Below are 21,812 nucleotides of genomic sequence, written 5' to 3' on the forward strand. Positions count from 1 at the left end.
TTTACCTATCGGTAAGTAAAAATGAATAAATAGGCTAGCTATGAGGGAGAAAAACAAATGTCCAACAATCAGACCCATCAGCAGATTCTCGAAGCCGCCTTCAAACTGTTTGCGGAGCACGGTATAGATAAAACAAGTCTCGCCATGATTGCGGCCGAAGTCGGGATCACCAAGCCCGCCATCTATTATCATTTTTCTTCGAAAGAAGCGCTGATTCAGTTTATTTTCGAGGAAACGTTCCGGGACTATACGTTTTCCCATTATTTCAAGCCGGACGAATTTACAAAGGAAAACTTTCAAACGCTGCTTGTCGAGAACGGATTGAAAATGCTTCCGCAGGAAGAAGAAGAATACAGCATCCTGCGCGTTTTGAACGAATTCCTGCTGGCCGTAAGCCGCCAGGACGTTTACAAGCAGCGGCTGTATGAGATTGAAGAAGACTTTCTTCTGGGCTTCACGGCCTTAATGGAAAAAGGTGTCGAACTCGGCGTCGTCGCTCCGGACAAAATTTCGGCGAAGGCATACGTGCTGGCGCTCGTCATCGACAATTTAAGCAACTTCATGCTTATGGGCTTTAAGCCGGATGTGAGAGAAATCTGGAGCGAAGCTGTCAACGGCGTATTGATTCGCGACTGAAAACTTGCGGATGCTAGAAAAAGTTGTTATGCCCGTGTTTATTTTAAGCAAAGCAGGTGATGGTTCTTGACAAGCTTCCATACACAACCGCAGCAGGTAACGCTCGGGCTCGACCATGCGTCGCGGATCATTTTGCTTGCCGGTCCGGCCCTTCTGGGAGGTGTTCTGGGCTATTTCATTCCCGGCCTCGCCAGACTGGCCCTTAAACTTCCCTGGATCCCGTATCAGGGTCCCATTGAAGCTCTTACTTCTTTTCACGGACCATGGGTCAGTCTTGTTGCGGCTCTGCTTGGTGCGTCGGCGGGTCTATGGTTTACGGGGCAGGCGTTTAAGGAAATCGTGTTCGTTACCCTCTCTGAGCAGGAAATTCAGCTTAAGAAGGACGGCCAGGTGCAGACGATACCGAAAGAAGCGGTCGGGACCGTATATATGGACGGCAAGCAAATGATTATTCTGGGTGCGGACGGCCGGGAACTGGCCCGGGAAACTTACGAAGCTCCTGCGGAGAGCCTGCCCGCCGCTCTTAAGACGTTCGGCTACAACTGGTCGGGAGAAGGGGATCCGTACAGAGACCGGTACGCGAGATGGGTGCCCGATATGCCCGGCGTCAGCCCGCCCGTCAATGCGCTCCTGAAAGCGCGCGAACGGGCGCTGCAAAAGAAGGAGAAAGAAGAAGCGGCGGATCTGCGGCGCGAAATCGCCAAGCTCGGCGTCGTTGTCCGGGACGAGGAAACACGCCAGTACTGGCGCGGAACGGATGAAGGCCGCGGTTAACCCGCGGCCTCTAGGGCACTGTGGCGGATGCTCTCCGGCATCCGGCTCTGTTCACCCGCATGCGTGCGGGTTGCCTGCTCTTTCGGACCGCGAATTGAGGCGCCGCATGACGGTGTTCAACCAGAGAGAAGCCTCTAGCGGCGCCCGGTTGCTTTTACAGGTCAGGCGAACCCGGTCAAGGCACGCGTACGTAAAAGCGCTCGTCGTGATTGTCCACCTGAACCGGCGCTTCGAAAAAATCGCTCAGCGTCGCCGTGTTCATCAGCTCGCCGGTCGCGCCCTGACGCACGACTTCTCCTTGCCGGAGCAGCAGCGTGTGCCCGAACACCGGAAGAATTTCTTCGGTGTGGTGGGTTACATAGATCAAGGTCGGCGTCTGCTCTTGCCGCGTCAGCCCGCGGATACTCTCCAGCAGCTTTTCGCGGGAAAATAAATCGAGCCCGTTGCACGGCTCATCCAGAATCAGCAGCTTCGGATCGGCCATCAGCGCCCTGGCGATGAGAACCTTCTGCTTCTCGCCCTGGGAGCAGGTGCGGAACTCGCGGTCCCACAGATGCAGGCAGCCCATCGTGCGCATAAGGTCTTCGGCTCTGTTTAAATCTTTGTCCGTAAGACGTTCGTACAAGCCGATTGTGGCGTACTTGCCGCTGATGACGACGCTTTGGGCTTTGTCCGCCCCGTACAGCTTGTCCTGCAGGGAGGAGCTTACCCAGCCGATCGACTGCCGCAGCTCCCGCAGATCGATTTCGCCGAACCGGTGCCCGAGCACGGTAACGACGCCGCGGGTCGGCCAGATATAGCCGTTAATGAGATTGAGCAGCGTCGTTTTGCCGGACCCGTTCAGCCCGAGAAGCGCCCAGTGCTCTTGAGGACGCACTGTCCAGTTGACCCCCTTCAACAGTTCTTTGCTGCCTGTTTTCCAGGTAACATCTTTAAGCTCGATGATCGCAGTATTCATGGCTATCCGTCTCCATTTTCGTGAAATTGCGGGAATGCTCCCGTTAGCTTTTTATTCATCATAAAGAGTGAGGCGGGCGATGTCGATACCAATCGTGCTGGATCCTTGTCATAAAAAAGCAATTTTCGCTATTGCGGAGGAGGTGCAGGCCCATGAAGCTGGAAATGACCACCGGTCGTCTCGAATTGTACAAATATGAGGAAGCGTACGTGAACGAACCGCATCGCCATCCCGACTGGTTCCAGATGACGATCCCCGTCCGCGGAGCCTGCGAGTTTACGCAATCCGGTAAAACGTACCTCCTGGCGGCAGGGGAAGTGCTGCTCCAGCGTCCCGCGGAGGAGCATCATTTCAAGACGGGTCCGGGGGAGAGCGTGCTGATTGTGAAGCTGCACGGAAGTCTCTTCCCGGTAGAGGAAGATCGCGGAAACCGGTTCGACGTAAATCCTGCGGAAGCGGCGGAAACGTTCGGAGTCTGGACGTCCGGCTTGATCAATTCCCGGAACACCGAAAGCCTCCGGGACGCCGAAAGCCGTGTTGTGCACGATGTGAGGCGGATGCTGGAAGCGGGAATGCCTCCGGCGGACGGCCATTATACGGACACGGAGCTGATCCGCCCCATCGCCGATCCGCATTTGCGGGACGCCTGGGATTATATGAGGGCGCATTACAAATCCGCGATTCCTGTGGAGACTCTGTCGGCCATTGCCCTTCAAAGCCGGTATCATTTTATCCGGTCCTTTAAAGCGGCGACGGGGCTGACTCCCCATCAAACCGTTCTGAAGCTGAGAATGGAGGAGGCCCGGCGGCTGTTGATCCGCACCTCCGAAACTGTCACGGCAATCAGTGCGGGACTCGGCTTCTCAAGCGCAAGCCAGTTTTACAGGACATTTCTGAAAGACGCGGGCAAAACGCCCGAACAGTACCGCCGCGACAGCCGCGTCTAAATGCAAACCGACACGAAAAACGGCAGCAACCGCTGCCGTTATATTGCGTTCGGCGCCGGCTGCTGACTGCTTTTGTAAGAATGAAGCTCTTTTCCGACCGATTTTTTTCCCTTTTTAATCGGATTTATAAACGTCCACTGCTTGTGTAACGCGTTACTTAGTTAAAAGGACCTGCTATCTATAGGATTAGAAGACTATATACATAAATATCCATTTTCCTATAGATTAGTAATACGAACAAATATTTATAGTTAAAGGAGAATGATTATGTCTCATTGGAAATATCCGCTCTCTACCCGGTTTATGTATCGTGCCCTCTGCCTTGCTCTGGGAAGCGCCATTCTCTTGTCTCCTGTGCAAGCGCTTGCAGTATCTGAAACGTCGCATGCCGTTGAGACGGGTAATACTCTGTCCTCTCATAAAAAAGAAAATGATAACGCTTACAGAAAAGGCGGTAAGCATAAGCGGTTAACTCAGGGAAGCCAACTGGAGGTCGGTGAAAGCCGTGTGCTCAGCTCCAAGGAAATCCGCAAGGAATGGGATGGCATTGAGCCGGAATACAGCCCGGATAAAGCCGTAGAGGCCGTCAAAGCGGCACTGCCGCAGAAGGATTACGAGGAACTGTTCCCGTATCGGCTCGGTTCGGCCCAGTGGCATGAAGCCGCCAAAGGGAAGGAGTACTTCAAGGAAAATCAGACCGATTATTTCTCTTACGACAACCTCATCCAGGCCGTAACCGAGGCGGCGAACATCAAATACAAGGTCAGCACGCGGAAAGGCTCCAAAAATTCGCAGGAGGTTTTCCGGCTGGATAAAGAAGGAAAGACGGAAACGCTAGTCTCCCGTTCTGCGGATTTCAATTCGGAATCCAACCGGAGCAAAATCATCGAAACCGAAATCGTGGATTACGGCACCTTCCTGAAAGAAGGCACGAAGAAAAACCGCAAGCGGGAGCTTGCCGCTCTGTTGGCCCATCTGTCTCACGAAACGGGCGGCGGATGGGATGCCGCTCCGGGCGGACCGCTGCGCTGGGGGCTCTTCTGGAATGAAAACATCGCCGGACGGACGGGGCAGAATATGTCCAACTTCGTCGATCCCGACAGTTCCAAGCTGTACCCGGGCTTCGGGGATAAAAGGTATTACGGCCGCGGGCCGATCATGCTCAGCTGGAATTTCAACTACGGCTTGTTCAGCTCGATCATTTACGGCGACAAGAACATTTTGCTTAAAAATCCCGAAATCGTGGCGGCCGAAGGAAAAATCGGTTTCATGACGGCGATTCTGTTCTGGATGACGCCTCAGGCACCGAAGCCTTCCGCACACGATGTGATGATCGGCAAGTGGAAACCGTCTAAAGAACTGGCCGAGAAAGGGCTGAAGCCCGCAGGTTTCGGCATTACGACGATGGTGCTCAATGGGCTGGAAGAAAATCAGCCTGAAACCCGCCGGGCAGCCCATTACCGGGATATTACGAGCCGGATGGGGGTCGATATATCCGGTGAGAAGCTGGATACACTGGGAATGAAGCCGTTCTGACGAAGCGATAGGCTGTGTAAATGCGAAAGCTGCCGGGATACCGGCGGCTTTTTTTATATACGGCGGCGGTGTAGACATGCACTAGGGCAAGCAGGTGGTTTTAACATGTGATTTTTTGTATCCAGCACATGAAAATGAAAAGAATACCATTGTTCTTCGATCGTTTTCTCTGTTCAGGAAAGTGTCCATTAACATTGAATTGTGCAGGAAATAGTTGTTTGTTCATGTATAACAAAATTAACTAACAAACTATAATCTATATAAATCTAGGTGAAAACGATGTACTATATGAATATTAGTGAAAAATGAATGCATTATTCATAGATTTTACAAACGGAGATGACTATGAACATCATTCAGGTTGAACACATTGTAAAAGAATATAAAACGAACAAGCGGTATCACGGCCGTTTCGGGGCTATAAAGACACTGTTCTCCAGAGAATACATACGCACAAAAGCTGTCAACGACATTAGCTTTACTGTTACCAAAGGCGAGTCGATCGGTTATCTGGGACCTAACGGCGCCGGTAAATCAACGATGATCAAAATGATGACCGGTATTCTCGTCCCTTCTGAGGGAAACCTGCTTGTCTTCGGACTTAATCCGCATAAGCACCGCAGGGAGATTTCGAAAAAGATCGGTATTGTATTTGGGCAAAGGAGTCAATTGTGGTGGGATCTGCCGGTTGTAGATTCCTTTGAGCTGCACAAACATATTTACGGCATTTCAGAACATGACTATTTAACTAGGCTCGAACAATTCACGTCCATGTTTGATATGGCCGAATTTCTCCATAAACCTGTCAGGCAGCTCAGTCTCGGACAACGTATGAAAGCGGAGATCGCCCTGGCGCTGCTGCACTCCCCTGAAATTCTGTTTCTGGACGAGCCGACGATCGGCCTGGATGTGATGACCAAGCACAACATCAGACAGTTTCTTCGCACAATCAACTCGGAAATGAACGTGACTATTCTTTTAACGACGCACGACTTGAAAGACATTGAGGAGATTTGCAACCGTATTCTGATCGTCAATCAGGGAAGCTGTGTTTTTGACGGCACAGCCGTACAGCTCAAGAAGCTTCACCTCGGACAATACAGCAAAAAAATCATTCTCGAATTCAACGCCGACCCTGGCACCGTTACACTGCCGCATGCAACCTTACTTAAGGATGAGGGTATCCGCAAGCATTTCGAGCTTACTCCCTCCGATACAGGTGAACCCGTTTCTATCTCGACCGTGCTCAACAATCTTTCCTGTGTGAACGACATAAAGGATATTTCTATCGAGGATGTCGGCATTGATGAAGTAATGCGCGCCGCTTTTGTAAACTACAGTCAAAAAGATCAAAAGTGAGATGGCCAATGAAAAAATATTTTTCGTGCATGCAGAAATCTTTTTTTCTCTGCTTAAGCTACCGCTCAGAGGTTTGGCTGCGGATCTTAGGCAATGTTGTAATCGTTTACATACAGGTATCCATATGGTCTTCGCTTATTCGCCATGCCGCACACCACGGATACACGTTGGAGGATATGATCGCCTATTCGATCGTCACAACGGCCGTATCTAACTTGCTTATGACCCATGTATTCCGGTCTGTCGACAGTAAGCTGAAATCAGGCGATATCTGTATGGACTTGCAGAAGCCAGTCGTCTTTCCTTTCTATTTATTTTTTTATCAGCTGGGCATCACGATATTTCAAACGCTATTTACGACCATTCCTTCTGTCGCTTTAGCCTTTTTATTTTTTGGTTTTCACCCTCCAGGAGCAGACAAGCTTATTCCTTTCTTTTTTAGTGTGCTCCTTGCACTTTTGATTTCTTTCCTCTTTGGATATTTGATTGCATTGATTTCCTTTTGGTTCCTAACGACATTTGCTCTGGAATGGACGTTTGGTGCATTCATGCTCATATTCTCCGGCTCATTTTTACCGATATGGTTTTTTACGCCGGCCTGGGCCAAAATAGCGGAAGCACTCCCGTTTCAATACTTAGGTTTTATTCCGAGTGCCATCTATATGGGAAAAATAGCGGACCCATACTTGGCGCTTGGCAAAGGTGTGTTGTGGGTGCTTCTACTGTTATTGGCAGTGGGACTCTTGTGGAAGAAAGCCGTACATCGACTTGAGGTTCAAGGCGGATAGCGAAGAGAGGGAGATCTATTGACCATTCGTTTATTTTTTCACTTTCTTCGGATTATTTTCAAAAGCCGCATGGAATACCGCGCCGATTTCTTTCTCGGCGTGTTCGGCCAAATAGTAGGCTACGCCGCTGATTACGTGATTTTATGGCTGTTAATCCAATCTTTCTCAACGATAGACGGATGGACTTGGCCGGAACTCGCGTTTCTGGTCAGCCTCAATATATTGAGCTATGCGATCGGCGCATCGTTCACATACACTCCGACGGCTAATATGGAAGAACTTATCCGAACAGGGGACTTTGATAAATATTTGACCAAACCATTGAATACCTTGATGTATTTGATAGCGAGCATGTTCAATTTCGGTTACATTGCGCATATTACGATTTCTTTATCGATTCTCTTGTGGTCCATATTCGCGCTTCCCATGCAATGGACGCTTCTAAAAATCGTCTACCTGATCCTTATTCTAATTGGAGGGGCTATGATTCAGGCGGGTGCCCTGATATTAGTCAGCTGCTGGGGCTTTTTGTTCACGAAATCGCAATATTTGTTCAGTTTGTATTTTAAAATGAAAGAATTTATCTCTTATCCGGTCTCCATCTATGCGCCATTTATTCAAATCTGTTTGACCTGGATCATTCCTTTGGCTTTCATAAATTACTATCCTTCCTTGTTTTTACTCGGGAAGCAGGGGGGAAGTCTAGTTTACCTGACACCACTACTTGGACCTGTCTTTCTCATAGTCGGGATTAAATTGTGGTTTATCGGTGTGAACCGTTATCAGGGAACAGGAAGTTAATGAATACGAATTATTGTTAATTGTTCCTGCTATAGCAGCCAGGTTTTCATAACTTTTATCAAAACAGTACCCCCCTTTTGTCAAGAACGGATCAGGGCATCCATAGTGGACCCCCTTCTTCCGAAGTTCCAAAACAGTCCGTGTTAAAGTGCTATTGAGAAATCGAGTCTTTTAAAAAATCCGTAAAATTCACTGGGGATCTGCCAATCAGGTTTTCCAAAGCGGGATTGGTCTGCGAGAAATCTCCCTGTCGACTTGCCTGAAAGATACCCGTAAGCATGCCGACCATCGCTTCCGGCAGTACCCTCAAGATCGTTCAGTGGAAACGATGTTTGAACAATTCATTGAGGTTATATCGGTCAATTTGGCCCCTTTTTGGAAGCAAGCAACCAGCTAAAGACACGCCTTTTTCTCCATGCTTTGTGCCCGGCGCTGTACACATCTCGGGAGTTGCCCGTATGCAAATCCTGACGGGCGCCCCTTATGCACTTGGTCCCCCAGATGCTCCGAAAGGATTGTGCCCGAACCGCAGCAAGGATCGACGAATCGCTCTTTTTCCCGAGGATTTAAAGGCCTATTGGGCAAAGATTTGTAAATGGATAATCCATATGCGATGTCACGGGCTTTGCACCTCTTTTAGCGGCATGGTAAGGTAAATCTGTTCCTATATGTATAACTGCTGAAGAGGTTGTGAGGCTGTCATGTATAAAATTTTCATCGTGGAGGACGATCCGAAAATAGCCGGCCTTCTGCGCTCGTATCTCGTCAAATACGGATTCGAGGTAGAAGAAGCCGAAGATTTCGGCCGCGTTCTGGACGCGTTTCTGGCGTCCAAAGCTCATCTGATCCTATTGGACGTCAATCTGCCGAGCTATGACGGGTTTTACTGGTGCCGCCAGATCCGCGCTCATTCCGTTTGTCCCATTCTTTTCATTTCGGCCCGGGACAGTCAGATGGATCAGGTCATGGCGCTTGAGAACGGGGCGGACGATTATATAACGAAACCTTATGATATGGAAATCGTCCTGGCCAAAATCCGCAGTCATCTGCGGAGGGCCTACGGTTCCTATGCTCAGACGCAGGAAGAGAGAACCGTAGAGTGCGGTTCGCTCGTGCTGTATCCGGAGCGGTACGTCGTCAGCGTGGGCGACCGGTCCGCCGAACTGACGCAGAAGGAGTCCGTGCTGCTGGAAGCCCTTATGGAGAAGCGGGGCCGTGTCGTCGGCCGGGAACGGCTGCTGGATCTGATGTGGGAAGATCAGCACTTTATAGACGACAATACACTGAACGTTTATATTACCCGCGTCCGCAAAAAGCTCAAGGAGCTGGGCTGCCGGCAGGCCGTGGAAACCGTCAGAGGGGCCGGTTACCGCTTCGGCGCAGTGCCTCCCGAACAGCTATGAGCCTATTCTGGAAGGACCACAGGCCGCTGCTGCTTTTTTATCTGGCCCAGATGCTGCTGGTGCCCGCCCTCTACTGGCTGAGCGGAGAAGGGCGGCCGCCCGGTATCGTGCTGTACGGGATGGCGATCAGCTTTGCCGTGCTCCTGCTGTACTTCCTATTCCGGTATTGGCAGCAGAGCAAGCTTTACAAGAGCCTGGACCACCCTTCGTCCGCCGCGGACGGCAGTTTTGAGATAACGGGAGATTCGCCGCTTGCCGAGGCGTTCCGGGAAGTGCTCCGCATGAAGGAGCAGACTTACGAGAAGCAGCTTCACGCGTATCAGAGCAAGATGGACAGGCATATCGAGTTTATGAACCGCTGGGTCCACCAGATGAAAACCCCGCTGTCGGTCATGCAGCTTACGCTCCGTGAGCTGGAAGACGAGCATATGCAGAGCCTTCAGGAAGAACTCGACCGCATGCGCAAAGGGCTGGAGATGGTGCTCTATACGTCGCGGCTTGACCGGTTCAACGAAGATTTTCGCGTGGAGCCGGCAAACCTCCTGCGGGTAGTGAGTGAATCGGTGGCGGAAAACCGGCGCCTTTTTATCCGCAAGGGGATTGCCGCAAAGCTTCTTATCGAGGAGAATCTGGAAGTATACACCGACCGGAAATGGCTGCGGTTTATGCTCGGCCAGATTGTGACGAACGCCGTTAACTATTCCGCCGGAAAAGGGGAAAGTGTCTCGATTGCCGCTTTCAGGCAGGGCAGCGCCACCGTGCTTGAGATTACGGATCAGGGGATCGGGATCGCCCCGGAAGACTTGAAGCGGGTGTTCAACCCGTACTACACGGGACAGCGGGGCAGGCAGTACCATGAATCCACGGGAATGGGCCTCTACCTGGTCAAAGAAATCGCCGGAAAGCTCGGACATGCCGTCGAGCTGCAATCGGAAGCGGGGGCCGGTACGACCGTGCGGATTATTTTCCGGCCGGGAAACCGGGCCTGACCGGAGGCAACCCGTCCAAGATAGGCGCTGCATATTGCAGCGCTCTTTTTTTTGCCCGTGCGGACGTTCTCCGGAATACTTCCGAACAGAAAGGCGAACATAATCTTAAAGCGATTGTAAGGATCAGTTAAGGTAAATCCATAGCCGGACAGCCCGGCATTCTGTACAGTAGGGGTAGGCTGGCTGATTCATGAACAACAACCGGACGGATAATTCCGGGACAGGAGTGAGAACTATGGATATTTTGCAAGTAAAAGCTCTTCATAAAACGTATCCGGGCAAAGTCGTGACCCATGCTCTGACCGATATTCATTTAACGATTGGAAAAGGCGAATTCGTCGGTATTATGGGCCCTTCGGGGAGCGGTAAAACGACGCTGCTGAACATGGTGTCGACCATTGACCGGCCGAGCTCGGGAGAAGTGAACATCAACGGACAAAATCCGTACCGGATGAAGAAAAAAGACCTGGCGGTGTTCCGCCGCAGGCAGCTCGGCTTCGTCTTCCAGGATTTCAACCTGCTGGATACGCTCACGGTCGCGGAAAACATCGTGCTGCCGCTGACGCTGGACAACCGCAAGCTCGGCGAAATGGAGCGCAAGCTGCAGGAAGTTGCCGCGCGCCTGGGCATTACGGATATTCTCGGCAAACGCGTGTACGAGATATCCGGCGGACAGCGCCAGCGGACGGCCATCGCGAGGGCCGTCATCACTTCGCCGGTTCTGCTCCTTGCGGACGAACCGACAGGCTCTCTCGACTCCAACTCCTCGCGCGTCGTGATGGAGTCTCTTGCGGAAATCAACGAGCGTGAGGGCACAACGCTTATGCTCGTGACGCATGATCCGCTCGCGGCGAGCTACTGCCAGCGCATCGTTTTTATCAAAGACGGAAAACTGGCCGCCGAAATTCACCGGGGCGACAGCAGGCAGACGTTTTTCCAGAACATCATCGACACACTGTCTTTCTGGGGAGGGAATATCAATGAACTTTCCTCGATTCGCGTTTAACAACGTCAAACGCAACGGCCGGGCTTACTTTGCCTATTTTCTGAGCAGCGCGTTTATGGTGATGATTTTTTTCACGTATGCCGTATTCATTTATCATCCTCAGCTCGACCGCTCCCTGATGGGACCGATGACCCGGGCCGGGATGCAGGCCGCCGCGTATGTCGTGTTCATTTTCGCGTTTTTCTTCGTTCTGTATTCCATCAGCATGTTTCTTAAATCCAGGAACAAGGAATTCGGTATTTTAACGATTCTCGGCGCGGACTCGGGTCAGGTCAACCGGCTGATTTTTCTGGAAAATATGCTGGTCGGGGGAGCTTCCATCGTTACGGGCATTTTCAGCGGAATTTTCCTGTCGAAACTGTTTCTTCTCATCAGTATGAAAATGACGGGAATGGAAGATTTGCCGTTTTACTGGCCGATCCGGGCGATTCTTCTGACCGCGGTGTGCTTCGCCCTCTTGTTTCTCGTTATTTCCGTGCTGACGCTGTTTTTTATTCGTAAAAATAACGTTCTTGAGCTTCTGAACGGCAGCAAAAAACCTAAGACAGAGCCGAAGCTGTCGATCTGGCTATGCCTGCTCGGTTTTATTCTGCTCGCCGTAGGTTTTCTGGCGCTGCGAATCGGGGAAGTGGAACCTGCCAATATATTTATTGCCGCAGCCGCAGGAATTGCGGGGACGTATTTCTTTTATTCGCAGCTGACCGTGCTGGCTACCCGCGCCGTGAAGCGCAGCCGGAAGAGAGTGTGGCGGGGGACTAGGCTGCTGTGGGTGTCGGAGTTTAGCTACAAGCTGAAAGATAACGCCCGAATGCTGTTTCTGGTGACGGTCGTGACTTCCGTATCCTGTATGAGTGCGGGCTTCGTCCTGTCTTTAGAGCAGGAGAACCGGGCGTATTATTTAAACAACCTTGCGGCCATTCAATATACATCTTACGACCCGGTTAACGCCGATAAAGAATTGAGAGTTATCGACGGCATGCTGAAGGACGCGGGAGCTGCGTACAAGCTGCTGGAGCCGGACTCTTTCTACGCCATGCTGCAAGGAAAGCCGGGCTCCTATGTGGATCTGGTATCCGTGAGTGAATTTAATAAGATTACCGGCGCTCTCGGAAAGGAACAGCTCGGACTCGGAGCCGTCAATACAGGGGAAGCCGCTGTCGTTTACACGAAAGAAGCGGGAGCGGCAGACATACCGGAAGGACCCGTCGTATTGAAAGACCTGCCCGGTACTTTGCAGGTGAAACAGACGCGAAACGCGGAATCGCTGGTTGCCATATTCAGTTCGGGAACGGTGCTCGTGCTGGAGGATCAGGAGTTTAAGCGGCTGAAAAGCGCCTCCGAGCAAGATAGCCCGTTCCGCTCCCGGAGCTTTGTCTATCTTGTTCCGGAATGGAACACGGGCAAACTGCCCGCATTAGGCAGCCCTGAATCGGTTACCGGCGACAAACTGCTGGCCTGGCACGACGAGCTTCAGAAGAAGCGCGAAACGGACAGCTTCGTGTGGACCCGGGCCCACAACTTTTTGCAGATGCAGCAGGGAACATCGCTTTTCCGGTTTATCGGGGTATTCATCGCGTTTATTTTCTCGATATCGACCGCAAGCTTTCTCTATTTCAAGCTGCACACGGAGCTGGCGGCGGACAGTCAAATGTACCGCGCGTTTTCGAAGATCGGCTTAAGCGCCGGCGAAATGAGAAAGTCGGCAACCGTTCAGATTGCGCTGCTGTTTTTTATTCCGATTGTTGTTTCGACCGTTCAGACCATCGTCGTTCTCGGTCCCATAATGAACCGTTTCGGCTTTGCCAAGTCGCTTGGCCCCGCTTTGATGGTATCGTCCGCTTTCCTTGGGGCGCAGGCGGTTTACTTCCTCATTGTGCGTTCGCGCTATGTGCGCACCTTGAATAAGTGGATGATCTAATCCAAGAAAGTAGAGAACAAACAAACATGACAACCGATATGAAAAACAACGAACGAATTGTAACGCTGGATTATTTAAGAGGGTTTGCGCTGCTCGGCATCATTTTCATTAATATCCGGCAGATGGTATCCGCAACAATGGACCAAACTGCCGAAGATATAGCGATCAACACGTTTATGGATATAGCGGTCAGCCACCGGTTTTACGTAATTTTCTCTTTCCTTTTCGGAGTCGGCTTCTATCTCTTCGTTTCCCGGGCGAAAGAACGGGGAGACCGCGCCATGCTTTTATTCACGCGGAGGCTCCTGCTTTTGCTGGCAATCGGACTCGTACATCACTTCTTTCAGCCGGGAGAAGCGCTCTTGATCTATTCGATCCTCGGGTTTCTGCTGCTGCCTTTCTTTAAGAGAAAACCGGCGGTTGTGTTTACGACCGGCCTTGTCTTGACGATCACCGGATGTTTTACGGTTTTTCTTGTGGAGATCTGGGGGCTGTTTCTGCTCGGTTTGTGGGCGGGACAGATCGGGCTGTTTCAGCAGAGTGACCGCTACCGGCGGGGGTTTCGGATTGCAATGGCCGTTTCCCTGCTGCTTCTGGTTCCGTCTTACTATGTTCAGAAAGCCATTTTTGACCGCACGGGGATGGTCGATGTTGCCCTTGCGACCGGGGGTCTTTCGTTCAGCGTTTTTTACGTGACGGCTCTTACGCTGCTGCTGCGGAGCGGAACAGTCCGGCGTCTGCTGGCGCCGATGAAGTATCTGGGGAGAATGGCGCTGACCAACTATCTCATGCAGACGTTCCTCATCCTTTCGCTTAGCGCGCTGTTCAGTTGGCCGAACCGAGTCCATTCCAGCGAGCTTGCCTGGACGGCGGCGGGTATTCTCCTGATCCAGATGGCCGCGAGCACATGGTGGTTGCGCTATTTCCGGATGGGACCGGCAGAGTATGTGTGGCGGCTGGGAACCTACGGGAAAAAGTCCGTCAGGCATTCCTCGGTATGAGCGAGAGGACGGTAAAAGGATAACAACTCTCAGCCGTCCATTTAACCTGTCCGTGAAAAATAAAATCATTTCATCTATGGGATGAAAGTCGCCTGCCAGGCGGCTTTTTTTCTTTGTTCAGCGGATTTGTGAAACTTTTTATAGAAAGTTGTATAATGACAATCTTTTTTTTAAAGAGGGGGGGTATTACGCACTTGGAAGCGGACCGGGAGGTCCGCTTTCTTTGTGCTATAATGAAGAGACGCAGGAAAACCATTTACTTCCAGAGCGCGGAGGATTTTCATGAAGCTTGAACGTCTTGTATCCATGATCTATATGCTGCTGAATCATGAAGTGGTGTCCGCTTCGGTATTGGCCGAGAAATACAACGTCTCGCAGCGGACGATTTACCGCGATATGGACGTCATTTGCGCGGCGGGATTTCCCGTCGTTTCGCATCAGGGCGTGAACGGCGGTTACGGAATCATCGAGGGGTACAAGCTGGACAGGAGCCTGCTCGGCGCCTACGATGTCAATTCCCTGATCACGGTGCTTCAAAGCATTTCCACCCTCTTCGGAGAGGACGAGAAGGCGGAGGAGACGATCCGGAAGCTCCAGACGATCCGCACGGAACCGCTCGCCGAGACCCTGACCATGGACATCGGAAGCCGGAAGGAGATGCTGGAAACGATCCGGCGTATACGGGAAGCGGCTTCCGGCCGGAACGCGATCCGCTTTGACTACGTCAATCTCAAGAGCGAAAGGACTCTGCGGACCGTCGAGCCTGTCCGTTTAATGTACAAACACGAAGCCTGGTACCTTTACGCTTACTGTCTTTCCCGGGCGGATTACAGGGAATTCAGGCTGTCGCGGATGAGCTCGTTGGAGCTTATGGAGGAACGTTTCGAGCCTCGTGAGGTTCCCGCGCAGCGCGGTACGGCCGAAATGAAGCGGAACTGCGAATCCGCAGCCGGTACGACGGTCAGGCTGAGATTTTCAACGGGAGTGCTGGCAGCTGCTCTCGACCGGTATTACTATGCGGACAAACGATACTCGGATGACGGCTCCCTGTATGTCACCTTCAGCGTAGCGGATATCACTCCTTCTTCCTGGCTTGCGGAATCGATTCTCAGCTTCGGGGACGGCGTGGAAGTGCTGGAACCCGGCGAGTTAATCGAAGACATCCGGCAGCGGATCGAAAAAATGCGGAATCTTTACACAAAAGTATGACACACAGATGTCAGTCTTCTTCTTTTATACTAAGTTCAATAAGAAGAAGGAGCGTGTTTACAGATGAGCAAACATCAGGCAGTCGAAATGTACAAGTTTCACAGTTGGGCCAACGAAACGATCTTTAACCGGTTAAAAGAGCTTCCCGAATCGGTATACCGGCAGGAAATGACGAGCGTTTTTCCGTCCGTTGCCAAGGTGATGGCGCATATATATATCGTGGATCTCTGCTGGCTTTATATTTTGCAGGGAGAAGACATGAAGAAGGCCGGTGCGGATGCGCGCATACAGCAGGAAGAAATCGAAAACATGAGTTTGGAAGAGCTGGAGGCCGCTTACCTGGAATTATCCCGGCGCTACCGGAAATGGATCGCTCTGGGGCAGGATCTCGATCAGCGGTTTATGCTCGACAACCCGTATACGCGCAAGCGGGATACGAGCTATGCCGAAGTCCTTTTCCAGGTTGCCAATCACGGAACTTACCATCGGGGCAATCTTTCGGCTATGCTGCGCCAAATCGGCCAGTCTTCCGTTATGACCGAATATGCGTTATACTGGTATACTGAATAGTACGGAATGAGGATGCGTCTGACGCGTCCTTTTTTTAATGAAGAGAGCTGCTAATCTGCCGAATTTTCCGATTAATCAACCTGTAAATCCGCAGAATAGCCGAATCCGCAGGCGAGGAGGATGCCCCATGCACGTCGGAAGCGATGACCGGTATCTCCGTCATATCGAATTGAAAAGAGAGGCTGTTCCCTCCTGGAAGCGGTATCCCTTCGATCTGGATGCCGTCCGCAGCCTGGACAGACTTGTTTTTCACCCGAAGGTAACTTATATTGTCGGCGAGAACGGAACAGGGAAGTCCACGCTTATGGAAGCGATAGCTACGGCATGGGGGTTCAATCCGGAAGGCGGGACGCTGAATTTTTCTTTTGCCACAAACCCGACGCATTCGGAGCTTTACGAGTATATCCGGCTCTCCAGGGGGATACGGAAAGCGCGCGACGGCTTCTTTTTCCGGGCGGAGAGTTATTATAACCTGGCTACGAATATCGACGAGCTCGATGCGGATTCTTCATTGTCCCAGCCTTTCATCAAAGATTCGTACGGGGGCGTTTCTCTTCATGAACAGTCGCACGGAGAATCGTTTTTTGCCGCTTTTATTCACCGCTTCGGCGGCCAAGGACTTTACATTCTGGATGAACCCGAAGCCGCGCTGTCGCCGCTGAGACAGATGGCCATGCTTGCGCGCATGCACGAACTGGTTGGCCGGAACTCCCAGTTTATCGTTTCGACCCATTCTCCCATCCTGATGGCGTATCCCGACGCTGCTATGTACCACCTGTCTGCGCAGGGGATCGAAGAAACAACGCTCGAGGAGACGGAGCATTATGTGATCATGAAGCGGTTTCTGAACAATAAAGAGAATATGCTGCGGGAATTGTTCGGTGAAGAGTAAGCGGCCGGCAGAGGAATGGATACAGCTATAAAATGGCAGCCGGTCCTAAGCTCTTGTGTTACGTCTGGAATTTTGGCACAATGATAGAATGTAAAGCTGTGTTCCGCACTTTGGCGAGGGTGAGACCGGCTGATATGTTTTGCTGAAAAGAGGAGTACGAATGAACAAACCATCCATCTATGGATTAACATTTGATCAATTGACCGCCTGGCTGCAGCCCTACGGGCACAAGAAATTCCGGGCCTCCCAGATTTGGGATTGGCTGTACCGGAAGCGCGTGGCGAGTTTTTCCGATATGACGGACGTGAACAAAGATTGCCTGGGGCTGCTGGAAGAGCACTTTGTCCTCCAGACGCTGGAAGAACACGTGAAGCAGGAATCTTCCGACGGGACCGTCAAGTTTCTCTTCCGGCTTTCCGACGGAAACCTTATCGAAACGGTGCTGATGAGGCACAAGTTCGGCTTATCCGTCTGCGTCACGACCCAGGTCGGCTGCAATATCGGCTGTAGTTTCTGCGCGAGCGGCCTGCTCAAGAAAAGCCGGGACTTGTCCGGCGGCGAAATCGTGGAACAAATCATGAAAGTCCAGTTTTATCTGGACAAAGCGGGCAAGGAAGAACGCGTAAGCCATGTCGTCGTGATGGGGATCGGGGAGCCGTTTGACAATTTCGAAAATCTGTCCGATTTCATTGGCGTCATCAAAGACCACAAAGGACTGGCGATCGGCGCCAGACATATCACGGTCTCTACTAGCGGACTCGCTGACAAAATCGTCGAGTTTGCCGATTCGGATCTCCATGTGAATCTGGCGGTTTCGCTGCATGCGCCGAACAACGAGCTGCGCACGCGGATCATGAAAATCAACAAAGCGATCCCCATCGAGAAATTGATGGAAGCGATCGATTATTATTTGGGCAAAACCAACCGCAGACTCACCCTGGAGTACATTCTGCTGAAAGGCGTGAACGATGCCCGGGAGCATGCGGAGGAACTGGCCGAATTGATCGGAGACCGCCGTTCCCTGGTCAACGTCAATCTCATTCCGTACAACCCGGTCGACGAGCACAGCCAGTATCAGCGGAGCGAGAAGGAATCCGTGCGCGCTTTTTACGATATCCTGAAAAAGCAGAATGTAAGCTGCAGTGTGCGGCTGGAGCACGGAGCGGATATCGATGCCGCTTGCGGTCAGTTAAGAAGCAAGCAAATCAAAGCGACCGGTTAAAGAAAGAAGCTAGAGAAGAATTAAATCGAAATCATGAAGCGTATCCCGGACGGGGTACGCTTTTTTTTAGACGATGTGCAGCTCCCGGCGTTCGATGGGGCGTCTCATAACGGTAGTCAATCACATGTAGAGGGAGATACGTGATTAAAATCATCTGAAGGATACCACGTGGTTATCAAATTAAGGATAAATCTCAGATTAACGTTGACATATTCTTCCTATCTAGATATTATAGATACCAGAAGGATACCAACAAAGACGGAAAGAAAGAGTATTCTTCTGGAATCAAATAGAGAGGAGGAAGCTGACCGACCAACCGATGCTTTAAAGTCTTTTGTGATAACGCTTACAATGGTGTTTGTCTCTGCTGGAACCTTTCTTGTAAAGCTGTTTGTCAACCTGAACGGATAAAGGAGGAATTGTCATGAAAAGAGGAAAGACCCGCCGGCCCCTTCTCGTTCTCATGAGTCTGATGATGATGCTCGCGGGCTGGAGCGGCGCCGCTTCGGCCGCTGAGCCGTCGGGTACGGAAGCGAACGCCGCGGCTCTAACGAGCAAGCTGGCCCAGAAAACATATGGCAGTCCGGAAGAGCTGCTCATCCCCAACAACTACACGGTAGCCGTATTCAACGGCGCGGCGGGCAAGGAAGACGGCCGCAACGTGCTGTATGCGACGAGCAAAGGGAAGCCGGGGCATCTGAACGTCATCGATCTGGATGACTATAAACTACTGCGCAGCATTCCGATCGCTCCGTCCGAAAGCTCCTGGGCCCACACCGTTGCGCCTGACGGAACCTTGTTCCTGGCGGCGGACGGAGGCGGAGCGAGGCTCTGGAGCTATTCGCCGGTAACCCATACGCCCGTTCAGGTCGCCCAATTCGCCGGACAATCCGTACCGAACAGCATTACGACCGACGAGGAGGGCCGAGTATATGTGGGCACTTATCCGGGGGGGAAAGTGTACCAGTACGACCCGGCCACGAAGCAGACGAAGGATTACGGGCGCGCCATCGGACAGCTGGATTCCGAGTATGTCCGCTCCATCGCTTACCAGGGCGGCAATGTGTATGCCGGCACTGCTCATAAGCAGATCGTCCGGGTCAATCTGCAAACCGGCGCGAAGACGGACATCGCCGCTTCCTTGACGGTCAAAAACGATACGGTCTACGATCTGGACACGATCGACAACCGCTATTTGTTTGCCCGCTATACGGATGGAAGCGGTGTGCCCGGCGAAGGTTACATCTACGATACAAAAACGGAGTCCTGGCTGGACACCGAGCTTCAGAACGTAACCGGCCTGCATGCGACCGATTCGCAGAACGGAAAGCTATATTATATGTCCGACAAAAAGCTGAAAACGTTCGACCTCGCCACCCACGCGGTGGAAGAAACGGGGATGGAATACGGAACGGGACTGAGAGGGGCGGATTGGGTCGAATTCAAGGACAATCCCGATCTCCCGGGCAAAACGCTCGTTACGGTCCGCTACGACGGCGGAGTCACCTACCTCAATATCGACACGAAGCAGGTCATCCAGAAACCGCCCGTCATTCCGGGTCTTCCCGGCGTAGTCAACCGGCTGGCGGCCGTGTCCCAGGCCCAGCTGATAACAACCGGCTCGCAGGCGCGTTCCTCGCTGGTCAACTTGACGGACAACACGGCGAAGCCGTTCAGTATCGGCCAGGCCGACAGTGTTTATCAGCTCGGGTCGAAAGTATACATGGGCGTCTATCCCGAAGGCAGCCTGTTCGAATACGACCTGAATAAGGAGCCGGGCGACACCAATCCCAAAAAGCTCGCCGTCTTGGAAAACGATCAGGAACGGCTGGTGAACATGACGAGCGGACTCGGCAAGCTGTACATTTCGACGATCTCGGGATACGGAACGCTCGGGGGCTCTCTGACCGTGTATGATCCGGCTTCCGGCGAGCTTAAGGTGCACCGCAACGTCGTTCAGAATCAAAGCGTGCTCAGCACGACCTTCTATGATGGAAAAATTTTCGGTTCCACGACGATCCGCGGCGGACTCGGTTCCGAGCCTACGGAAGCGGAAGCCAAGATATTCGTATGGGACGCGGTAAAGGAGCAGAAAATCACCGAATTTCCGCTGCGTGTCCCCGGTCTGGACAAACCGATCTTCATCGGAGATCTGGCGGCAGGTCCCGACGGGCTGATCTGGGGCGCTTCCTATGAGTATATTTTTGCGATCGATCCCCAAACGTACGAAATCGTCAAAAGCAAAAAAATATACCCGCAGTTGAACTTCACTCAGTGGGCGCACCATCCGCTCCGCTGGTCCGAGGACGGACTTCTTTATGTCCTGTTCAATAACAAATTGACCGTGATCGACCCGGACACGCTGGAATTCCGCACGCTGACGGATACTTCCCGTTTCGATCTGGGCATGGACGGGAACTTGTATTTTACCGACCAGGCGACCAACACGATCCTGTACCGGATGAAAGTCGACGGGGAAGTAACGGAAGAACCGCCGGGCACGCCCCTTCCTGTCCGCAATGCCGATTTTGAGGATAAAGTCGAGAACCATGCGATTCCCGGCTGGAGCCCGCTATTTGCAACCGGAACGGATTATTTCTACGGAGTCAGCGGGGATAGGAGCGTATCGGGAATCAAAAGCCTGAAAATCACCGACAAGCTCCGCACCGCTTCCGTCGCGCTTCAAAGCGACAAGATCACGGTCCAACCGGGCGGGGATTATGAAGCCGGAGCTCAAATTTACATCGAATCGGGCCAGCCGGGACTGATGTTCCGATTCTTTGACGCCAACAACGCCACGATTTCAACGCTCGAAACCCATCTGGATGAATCGAGACTGGCCCAGTGGCAGAAAGTCACTCTGCGCGGCAAAGCTCCGGCTAATGCTGCTTACGCCCGACTGATTGCGGTAACGAGCCGATACAACATCGCCTCGGCGTATTATGATAATTTTTTCGTCCAGAAAAAAGAAGCTCCGGTCCCGTCCGCATCGGCATCGCTGCTTCCCGGGCCTAACGCGGACGGCTGGCTGAACCGGGATGCGGTCCTCCGCATCGAGGCGGCCCGTGCTTCCGCGGTGCGCTACTCGGCCGAGGGAGCGCAGCCCTCCGCCGAAGTGACCGTGAACGGTGCCTCGGCCGAACTGCCCGTCGGCGCGGAAGGCGTGACCACGGTCACGTATTCGGCCGTGAGCGCGGCCGGAAACCAGTCGCCGCCGGGAAAGGTCACGGTCCGGCTCGATAAGACGGCTCCTTCGGTGCAGTTTACCGCCGAGGCCGCTTATTCCGTAGACCGGACCATCGAGATCCGCTGCGCCGCGTCCGACGCTTTGTCCGGACTGGCCGGCGACCCGTGCGCGCAAGCTCTGATGAGCGCTCCGGCCTACAGCCAGGAGCCCGGAAAGCACGAGATTAGCGTGACCGCCGTGGATAAGGCGGGCAACCGGTGGACGGCTGTCTATCCCTATGAGATTGCCGTCACTTACGACGGGATGTGCTCCCTCGTCAAGCAGTTCGCACCGGACGACCGCGGGACCGAACTGGCTTTATGCAGAGCGCTGACGGCCGCACGCAAAGCGGAAGAAAATGGCGGTGCCAAAGCGAAGGCCGCCGTGCTTCTTGCTTTTACCAAACAGGTGGACGCATTCAGCGGCAGGAAGCTTACCGCCGAAGAGGCGGGTATTTTAAAAAAACTGGCGGCTTATTTATAGACCGATGCGGCCGCAACCCAAACAAACGGACAGCCGTTATTCGGCTGTCCGTTTTCTGCTGCTCGCAGGCGGCTTTATTTATTGGAGCGGTGAA

At 52.4% G+C, this 21,812-nt stretch carries 18 protein-coding genes; 17 read left to right on the forward strand and 1 reads right to left on the reverse strand.

The features are described from left to right. Positions 1-57 precede the first annotated feature (57 nt). Both AC58P5_RS00240 and AC58P5_RS00245 read left to right on the forward strand, forming a co-directional pair. Positions 58-636 carry a TetR/AcrR family transcriptional regulator gene (locus AC58P5_RS00240; protein WP_497383852.1) on the forward strand — a complete coding sequence of 193 codons (579 nt, stop codon included), beginning with the start codon at positions 58-60 and terminating at the stop codon, positions 634-636. Between the two features lie 66 nt (positions 637-702). Beyond that, positions 703-1,410 (forward strand): YqeB family protein, encoded by a 708-nt coding sequence (locus tag AC58P5_RS00245; RefSeq protein WP_497383853.1) that lies wholly within the window; start codon positions 703-705, stop codon positions 1,408-1,410. Positions 1,411-1,585: 175 nt separating this feature from the next. Here AC58P5_RS00245 and AC58P5_RS00250 read toward each other — a convergent pair whose 3' ends face one another. Then, positions 1,586-2,368 carry an ABC transporter ATP-binding protein gene (locus AC58P5_RS00250; protein WP_497383854.1) on the reverse strand — a complete coding sequence of 261 codons (783 nt, stop codon included), beginning with the start codon at positions 2,366-2,368 and terminating at the stop codon, positions 1,586-1,588. A gap of 152 nt (positions 2,369-2,520) precedes the next feature. Here AC58P5_RS00250 and AC58P5_RS00255 point away from each other — a divergent pair, with 152 nt between their 5' ends. The 15 genes from AC58P5_RS00255 (at position 2,521) to AC58P5_RS00325 (ending at position 21,718) form a co-directional block, all read left to right on the forward strand. Further along, entirely contained in the window at positions 2,521-3,315 is a 795-nt protein-coding gene (locus AC58P5_RS00255; protein WP_497383855.1) for a helix-turn-helix domain-containing protein, read from the forward strand. Between the two features lie 267 nt (positions 3,316-3,582). Then, positions 3,583-4,851: a chitinase gene (locus AC58P5_RS00260; protein WP_497383856.1), complete on the forward strand. Its 1,269-nt coding sequence runs from the start codon at positions 3,583-3,585 to the stop codon at positions 4,849-4,851. Positions 4,852-5,196: 345 nt separating this feature from the next. After that, a complete protein-coding gene (locus tag AC58P5_RS00265) occupies positions 5,197-6,210 on the forward strand; it encodes an ABC transporter ATP-binding protein (RefSeq protein WP_497383857.1) in 1,014 nt (337 codons plus the stop codon). 29 nt (positions 6,211-6,239) lie between these two features. Continuing rightward, the gene (locus tag AC58P5_RS00270; protein ID WP_497385997.1) at positions 6,240-6,998 is read left to right on the forward strand and encodes an ABC transporter permease; all 759 of its coding nucleotides are present in this window, start codon (positions 6,240-6,242) and stop codon (positions 6,996-6,998) included. A gap of 18 nt (positions 6,999-7,016) precedes the next feature. Continuing rightward, positions 7,017-7,799, forward strand: coding sequence for an ABC transporter permease (locus AC58P5_RS00275; protein ID WP_497383859.1), 783 nt, complete (start codon positions 7,017-7,019; stop codon positions 7,797-7,799). 701 nt (positions 7,800-8,500) lie between these two features. Continuing rightward, positions 8,501-9,202: a response regulator transcription factor gene (locus tag AC58P5_RS00280; RefSeq protein WP_497383860.1), complete on the forward strand. Its 702-nt coding sequence runs from the start codon at positions 8,501-8,503 to the stop codon at positions 9,200-9,202. Next, positions 9,199-10,191, forward strand: a complete 993-nt coding sequence (locus AC58P5_RS00285; protein ID WP_497383861.1) for a sensor histidine kinase — start codon at positions 9,199-9,201, stop codon at positions 10,189-10,191. The genes AC58P5_RS00280 and AC58P5_RS00285 overlap by 4 nt, the downstream gene beginning before the upstream one ends. Before the next feature lie 235 nt (positions 10,192-10,426). After that, positions 10,427-11,197: an ABC transporter ATP-binding protein gene (locus AC58P5_RS00290; protein WP_497383862.1), complete on the forward strand. Its 771-nt coding sequence runs from the start codon at positions 10,427-10,429 to the stop codon at positions 11,195-11,197. Continuing rightward, entirely contained in the window at positions 11,172-13,115 is a 1,944-nt protein-coding gene (locus tag AC58P5_RS00295; protein WP_497383863.1) for an FtsX-like permease family protein, read from the forward strand. Before AC58P5_RS00290 ends, AC58P5_RS00295 begins: the two co-directional genes overlap by 26 nt. Before the next feature lie 26 nt (positions 13,116-13,141). Next, complete coding sequence (locus tag AC58P5_RS00300; protein ID WP_497383864.1) at positions 13,142-14,116, forward strand: DUF418 domain-containing protein; 975 nt, start codon at positions 13,142-13,144, stop codon at positions 14,114-14,116. A gap of 282 nt (positions 14,117-14,398) precedes the next feature. After that, positions 14,399-15,325, forward strand: coding sequence for a helix-turn-helix transcriptional regulator (locus AC58P5_RS00305; protein ID WP_497383865.1), 927 nt, complete (start codon positions 14,399-14,401; stop codon positions 15,323-15,325). A gap of 63 nt (positions 15,326-15,388) precedes the next feature. Next, positions 15,389-15,895, forward strand: coding sequence for a DinB family protein (locus tag AC58P5_RS00310; protein ID WP_497383866.1), 507 nt, complete (start codon positions 15,389-15,391; stop codon positions 15,893-15,895). 127 nt (positions 15,896-16,022) lie between these two features. Next, entirely contained in the window at positions 16,023-16,787 is a 765-nt protein-coding gene (locus tag AC58P5_RS00315) for an AAA family ATPase (RefSeq protein WP_497383867.1), read from the forward strand. Between the two features lie 160 nt (positions 16,788-16,947). Further along, positions 16,948-18,009 (forward strand): dual-specificity RNA methyltransferase RlmN, encoded by a 1,062-nt coding sequence (gene rlmN, locus AC58P5_RS00320; protein ID WP_497383868.1) that lies wholly within the window; start codon positions 16,948-16,950, stop codon positions 18,007-18,009. A gap of 424 nt (positions 18,010-18,433) precedes the next feature. After that, positions 18,434-21,718 carry a hypothetical protein gene (locus tag AC58P5_RS00325; RefSeq protein WP_497383869.1) on the forward strand — a complete coding sequence of 1,095 codons (3,285 nt, stop codon included), beginning with the start codon at positions 18,434-18,436 and terminating at the stop codon, positions 21,716-21,718. Positions 21,719-21,812: the final 94 nt, after the last annotated feature.

The organism is Paenibacillus sp. JT31N7, from assembly GCF_059692095.1.